This is a genomic window from Staphylococcus rostri, from assembly GCF_002902145.1.
GTDB lineage: Bacteria > Bacillota > Bacilli > Staphylococcales > Staphylococcaceae > Staphylococcus > Staphylococcus rostri.
The window spans coordinates 21948-28464 of record NZ_PPRF01000031.1; the positions used below are offsets into that span (position 1 = coordinate 21948).

A 6517-nucleotide genomic window follows, 5' to 3' on the forward strand; every position below is an offset into this window, starting at 1 on the left:
GATCACTGCTTTCTATTATTTAATATATGCATCGTTGTTTCACGTAATTCTGCACGCGGGATGAATTTTTCAGTCAACATCTCTGGAATAATATTTTCTATAAAGTCTTGTACAGCGTGTAAATGATCAAACTGCATAATTGTTTCAAGACTCATCTCATAAATTTCAAAAAAGAGCGGCTCTGGATTACGTTTTTGAATTTCGCCAAATGTTTCGTATAATAAATCAATTTTGTCAGCTACGGAAAGAATTTGTCCTTCTAATGAATCATCTTTTCCTTCTTGTAGTCGCTGGCGATAAATATCTTGGTAATGTTCAGGAATTTCTTCAGAGATAAACGTATCGACCATCTCTTCTTCTACCTGAGAAAAGAGCTTTTTCAGCTCACTGCTTGCATACTTCACCGGCGTCTTAATATCGCCAGTAAACACTTCTGCAAAGTCATGATTGAGCGCTTTTTCATACAAACTCTTCCAGTCAACTTCTTTACCATGATATTCTTCAACTGTGCCGAGGTATTGTGCAATCTTTGTTACTTTGAAAGAGTGTGCGGCGACATTGTGCTCAAAATATTTAAACTTGCCGGGTAAACGAATCAATTTTTCTAAATCTGATAGTCTTTTGAAATATTGGTGAACACCCATTTTCTATGTCCTCCTTCATACGCATCTATATAGTTTATGATACTATAACACACTTTTTCGCTTTCAAGCACGTAGAATTGGTAAAGAGCCATGAATGGTTAATAAATATATTGGTAAGCGCTCGGGTTATTGATTACACGACTGCTTACAACACCCACTCCTTGGTAGTTCATCTCTGATACACGAATAGCGTTCGGCTCACACGCTTCGACAATCGCAACGTGACCATGTGCACCTGCTTGTGATACGAGAATGGCGTTCACACGTGGTTGGTTAGATACTGTATAACCTGCTTGTTGTGCACGTGCTGCCCAATATTTGGCATCTCCCCAGTCTGTTGGGATAGGTAAATGACGCTTGACGCGTTGTTCATATGCGTATGCAGTACATTGTCCAGGTGTATATGCAGTGCTTTGTTGTGGTTTTGAGATCACTTGTTTACGAGGTGGTTGTTCTTGTTGTAAGTGTTCGGATGCGGTTATTTGTATTGGAGGCGGTGGTAATAGTTGTGATAATAATGGCGGTGCAAGATGTGCCATTCCCTTATTAGAAACAGCAATGTATTGTTGGTGTTCACCTTGTGTGAGATATGGATTAAACTGTCGAATCATTTCAATGGAGAGATTATGTTGTGTGAGAAAATCAGGTAAGGATTGATGGGCAGGCTTTATTAAAATGTGATCAGCGGGGAGTTTCAATGTTTGTCGGGCTTTCAATGTAGTCGGCATGGTCTTGAGATGATTGAGTTTTTGAATCTGTTGCGTAGTCGTCGCAAATTGTTGGGCCAGCTGATAAATGGTTGTATCCTCATCCAGTTGAATGTATTGGACAGCAGTGGCTAGTGGAGACATTAAAGTGGTCGTCATAACGGCGTGGGCGATTAGTGAGAAACCTAGTGGCATCATTTCAACTCCTTACAAAATCATGCACCTAGTATAGCACGTCACCCACTCAAATAAGACCACTCAATCAAATTGTGACATAAATGAAATAACCCTATGAAAATTGAGAAACTGTGTAGAAATCACATACAAAAAACTACCAACATAAAGCCAATACCCGACTTTATGCTGATAGTTTCTTCTGGTTCTACATTGTTTCAGTTGTATCGTTCATTTGACTGCGCAAGTATGCGTCAATAAACATACCAATATCGCCGTCCATGACAGCATTCACGTTACCTGTTTCAACGTTCGTACGATGGTCTTTTACCATTGAATATGGATGGAAGACATACGAGCGAATTTGGCTGCCCCAACCGATGTCTTTTTGTTCACCACGAATCGCCGCAAGTTCTTGGGCTTTCTGTTCTAGCTCAAGTTGATATAACTTCGCTTTCAACATTTTCATCGCCGCTTCACGGTTTTTAATCTGTGAACGTTCATTTTGGTTGTTGACTACAATGCCGGTTGGATGGTGGGTAATACGGATGGCAGACTCCGTTTTGTTAATGTGCTGACCACCCGCACCTGACGCACGAAATGTATCAACTGTGATGTCGTCTGGATTCACTTCAATTTCAATCTTCTCATTGTTGAACTCTGGAATCACATCACATGATGCAAAAGATGTATGACGACGGCCTGACGAATCAAACGGCGAAATACGTACAAGACGGTGCACACCTTTTTCCGCTTTCAAATAGCCGTATGCGTTATGCCCTTTAATGACGAGCGTGACGCTTTTGACACCTGCTTCGTCGCCTGCTTGATAGTCCGCAACTTCGACTTTGAAGCCTTGTTGCTCACAAAAGCGTTGGTACATACGCAACAACATATTCGTCCAGTCTTGTGATTCCGTACCACCTGCACCTGGATGTAACTCTAAAATCGCATTGTTCGCGTCATGTTCACCATTCAACAACAGTTGTAACTCAAAGCGATCTAACTTAGGCGCATAGCCAGTGACTGTTTCTTCAAGATCTGCTTTGATATCTTCGTCAAATTCTTCTTGTAACAGCTCATGTGTCGCATCCATTTCTTCAATATCTGACGCAATATCATAATAAGTTGTCACAATTGCTTTCAACGCATTATTTTGATCAATCACTTCTTGTGCGCGTTGTTGATCATCCCAAAATGTAGGTTCCGCCATCATTTCTTCGTATTCTTGAATATTCGTCTCTTTGTTTTCTAAGTCAAAGAGACCCCCTAAGTTGTTCTAGCTTTGATGCATATTCATCAATATTACGCTTGATTTCAGATAGTTCCATCCACTACCGCTCCTTTAAACCTATTTACCGTGACAGTTTTTGTATTTTTTACCGCTGCCACATGGACATGGGTCATTACGTCCAACTTCATCTTTTTTCACGACTGGTTTTTTGACTTTTTCTTTACCGTCGTTCGCTGAAAGATGTTGACCTTCTAATTCTTTCATTTTTTCACGTTGTACATCGTCATCTACTGACACGATTGATTTCAAAATAAACTTGCTGACTTCTTCTTCAATGCTTTGCATCATACTATCAAAGAGTTGATGCCCTTCATTTTGATAGTCACGCAATGGGTTTTGTTGACCATAAGAACGTAAGTGAATACCTTGACGTAATTGATCCATTGTATCGATATGTGATGTCCAATGCGTATCAATCGTACGTAATAAGATCATACGTTCAAATTCCGGCATTTGTTCGCCTAATAATGCTTTTTGTTTTTCATAACCTTGTTCAACTTTATTCCAAATGAACTCGTAAATGTCTTCACGATCTTTACCTTTCAAATCAGACACTTTAAGATCGCCTTCGTGTAAGAACACATCTTCCACATAGTGAATCAATGGTTCGTAATCCGGATTATCTTCATCTTCATTAACAAAGTATGAAACCGTGCGATCTAACGCTGTTTTAATCATCGCAATGACAAGCGCTGAACTTTCTGGCTCATCGATAATTTTATTACGTTCTTCATACATGATTTCACGTTGTTTTCTAAGCACTTCATCATACTCTAAAATACGTTTACGCGCATCAAAGTTGTTACCTTCCACACGTTTTTGTGCCGATTCAACCGCACGCGTTACCATTTTAGATTCGATTGGCGTTGAATCATCCATACCAAGACGATTCATCAATGTTTGAATACGTTCCGATGCAAAGCGCACCATCAAGTCATCTTCAAGTGAAAGGTAGAAACGACTGTCACCTTTGTCACCTTGACGACCAGAACGACCACGTAGCTGATCATCAATACGACGTGATTCATGACGCTCTGTTCCGATAACTGCTAAACCACCAAGGTCTTCAACACCTTCGCCAAGTTTAATGTCCGTACCACGACCTGCCATGTTTGTCGCGATAGTTACGGCACCTTTTTGACCAGCACCAGAAACAATTTCCGCCTCTTTTTCATGGTTTTTTGCGTTTAAAACGCTATGACGAATGCCACGTTTTTTCAATAGTTCAGAAATGTGCTCTGATGTTTCAACCGCAACAGTACCTAACAACACAGGTTGTCCTTTACGATGCTTTTCAATAACTTCTTCAACAACCGCTTCAAATTTACCTTTTTGGCTAATGTAAATTAAGTCGCTACGGTCCACACGTTGCACTGGACGGTTCGTTGGAATTTGCGTCACAGTCATGTTGTAGATATTACGGAATTCTTCTTCTTCCGTCTTCGCTGTACCTGTCATACCCGCTAACTTGCGGTACATTCTGAAGTAGTTTTGGAACGTAATAGACGCCATTGTTTTAGATTCGTTTTGAATTTTTACGCCTTCTTTTGCTTCAATCGCTTGGTGTAACCCTTCAGAGAAACGACGTCCAGGCATTGTACGACCTGTAAACTGGTCAACAATTAAAATTTCGCCTTCTGATACCATGTAATCTACGTCACGTTGCATTGTGTAATTCGCACGCAATGCAAGGTTAATATGGTGAATAATGTCCACGTATTTCAAATCGTACAAGTTATCGATTTTGAACATACGCTCAGCCTTATCAATCCCTTGTTCCGTTAATTGAATGTTTCTCGTTTGGACATCATAGTTATAGTCTTCATCTGATTTTAACATCTTCGCAAAAACGTTTGCTTGCGTATATAAAGATGTCGATTTTTCAGCCTCTCCAGAAATAATCAATGGCGTACGTGCTTCGTCGATTAAAATTGAGTCAACCTCATCGATAATCGCAAAGTTCAGTGGACGCATAACACGGTCTTCTTTATAGTTCACCATGTTATCGCGCAAGTAGTCGAATCCGAGTTCGTTGTTCGTACAGTACGTAATATCTTGCGCATAGGCATCTCGTTTACCCGCCGTATTTAAACTGTTCAAGTTCAATCCTACTGTCAAACCTAAGAAATTGTACAGTTCTTTCATTTCTTCACTTTGTACAGAAGATAAGTATTCATTGACCGTGATAACGTGCACACCACGACCTGTTAAAGCGTTCAAATATGTCGGCATTGTCGCAGTTAAAGTTTTACCTTCCCCTGTTCTCATCTCCGCAATATCACCATTATGGATCGCAATACCACCCATAATCTGTACTTTATATGGTGTCATATTGAATACACGTTTAGCCGCTTCACGTACAAGCGCAAATGCTTCAGGTAAAATTTCGTCTAATTTGTTATTTTGTTTTTTGATGTCATCTATTTGTTGTAATTCTTCTTGGAATGTTTTCGTTTTTTGTTTAATTTCATCGTCCGTTAAAATTGCCATGTCATCTTCTAAAGCAATGACTTTATCCGCAATTTTGCTAAGACGTTTAACTTCTCTTTTGTTACCGTCAACCAATTTGGATAAAATACCCATTTCGTTCGCTCCTTTAGCTTAAAACTCTGTCGCTTACAACGACTCATCATAACATTATTAAGTATACTTTTATACCGATATACTCTTTCAATGTACAATTATAGCATGATATAGTGTTGAACAACATAAATAGGGGTATCTCAAGAAAAGGAAAGAAAATGTAAAAAATGCGAGGTCAGGTTGGGACACCGTTTATTAGTTTCCCAGCGCACAAGTTTGCTGTGTTCCAGCTCTTGTATCGCAGCTCCATATGTGGAATGTTACAAAGTAGATCGTTAAATATAAAAAGCTAGGGCGCGTATGTTTCATGCACCCTAACTTTATTTATAATGGTGTTGCGATTATTCAGTTTCAATTAAACCATACTTACCGTTTTTACGACGATATACAATGCTTGTACCGTCTGTATCACGATCATTAAATACAAAGAAGTCGTGACCTAATAGGTTCATTTGTAACACTGCTTCTTCTGGATCCATTGGTTTTAAATGGAATGTTTTAGAACGAATAATTTCGATATCTGATTCTGTTGTTTCTTCATCTAAATCTGGTTGTGTTGGTTGTGCATCAACAAAGATGTCCTCTTCACTACCACGATCACGATGTTTACGATTCACGCGTGTTTTATATTTGCGTACTTGACGCTCTAATTTGTTGTTAATCAAATCAATACCAGCATACAAATCATCATGACGCTCTTCTGCGCGGAGAGTTACGTTTTTAAGCGGTATTGTTACTTCAATTTTTGTACCAGAATTTTGATATGTTTTCACTTTTACGTGCGCTGTTGCATTCGGTACGTTTGTGAAGTAGCGTTCTAATTTACCGATTTTCTCCTCGATATAATTTCTCATAGCATCTGTGATTGTGAGGTTGTCCCCATGAATTTCAAAGTTAATCATAGTGCTCGCTCCTTTCAACCTCTTTTTATTATATTTCTTACTTATATTTTAACACGTTTACGCTATCGTGCAAACGTTAACATATCTAATTTTCTGACTTTTGCATGAAATAGCTTTATGGCGGTATTATGCGCTGTTTTGCCCGTTGTGTAAATATCATCTACAAGTAAGATACTTTTGTTTTCGAGGTTTATTTCATTATCAACTTTAATC

Annotated in this window: 5 protein-coding genes; all 5 read right to left on the bottom strand. The window is 39.1% G+C overall.

Annotated features, from left to right (window positions below; translation table 11 throughout):
- Positions 1 to 2: 2 nt before the first annotated feature.
- Positions 3 to 644: a YfbR-like 5'-deoxynucleotidase gene (locus CD122_RS05265; RefSeq protein WP_103357949.1), complete on the bottom strand. Its 642-nt coding sequence runs from the start codon at positions 642 to 644 to the stop codon at positions 3 to 5.
- A gap of 98 nt (positions 645 to 742) precedes the next feature.
- Positions 743 to 1546: a CHAP domain-containing protein gene (locus CD122_RS05270; protein WP_169926466.1), complete on the bottom strand. Its 804-nt coding sequence runs from the start codon at positions 1544 to 1546 to the stop codon at positions 743 to 745.
- A gap of 187 nt (positions 1547 to 1733) precedes the next feature.
- Positions 1734 to 2856, bottom strand: a protein-coding gene (gene prfB, locus CD122_RS05275) for a peptide chain release factor 2 (RefSeq protein ID WP_103357951.1) whose coding sequence is annotated in 2 segments (ribosomal slippage) — positions 1734 to 2783 and positions 2785 to 2856 — 1122 coding nt in all. Because the reading frame shifts where the segments join, the coding sequence is not laid out codon by codon here.
- Positions 2857 to 2876: 20 nt separating this feature from the next.
- Positions 2877 to 5402, bottom strand: coding sequence for a preprotein translocase subunit SecA (secA, locus tag CD122_RS05280; protein WP_103357952.1), 2526 nt, complete (start codon positions 5400 to 5402; stop codon positions 2877 to 2879).
- A gap of 341 nt (positions 5403 to 5743) precedes the next feature.
- Positions 5744 to 6304, bottom strand: coding sequence for a ribosome hibernation-promoting factor, HPF/YfiA family (hpf, locus tag CD122_RS05285; RefSeq protein WP_103357953.1), 561 nt, complete (start codon positions 6302 to 6304; stop codon positions 5744 to 5746).
- Positions 6305 to 6517: the final 213 nt, after the last annotated feature.

Excerpts from the sequence above, each read along its gene's own strand:
- CD122_RS05265 (WP_103357949.1), bottom strand. The coding sequence starts at position 644 with ATGGGTGTTCACCAATATTTCAAAAGACTATCAGATTTAGAAAAATTG.
- CD122_RS05270 (WP_169926466.1), bottom strand. The coding sequence starts at position 1,546 with ATGCCACTAGGTTTCTCACTAATCGCCCACGCCGTTATGACGACCACT.
- secA (WP_103357952.1), bottom strand. The coding sequence starts at position 5,402 with ATGGGTATTTTATCCAAATTGGTTGACGGTAACAAAAGAGAAGTTAAA.
- hpf (WP_103357953.1), bottom strand. The coding sequence starts at position 6,304 with ATGATTAACTTTGAAATTCATGGGGACAACCTCACAATCACAGATGCT.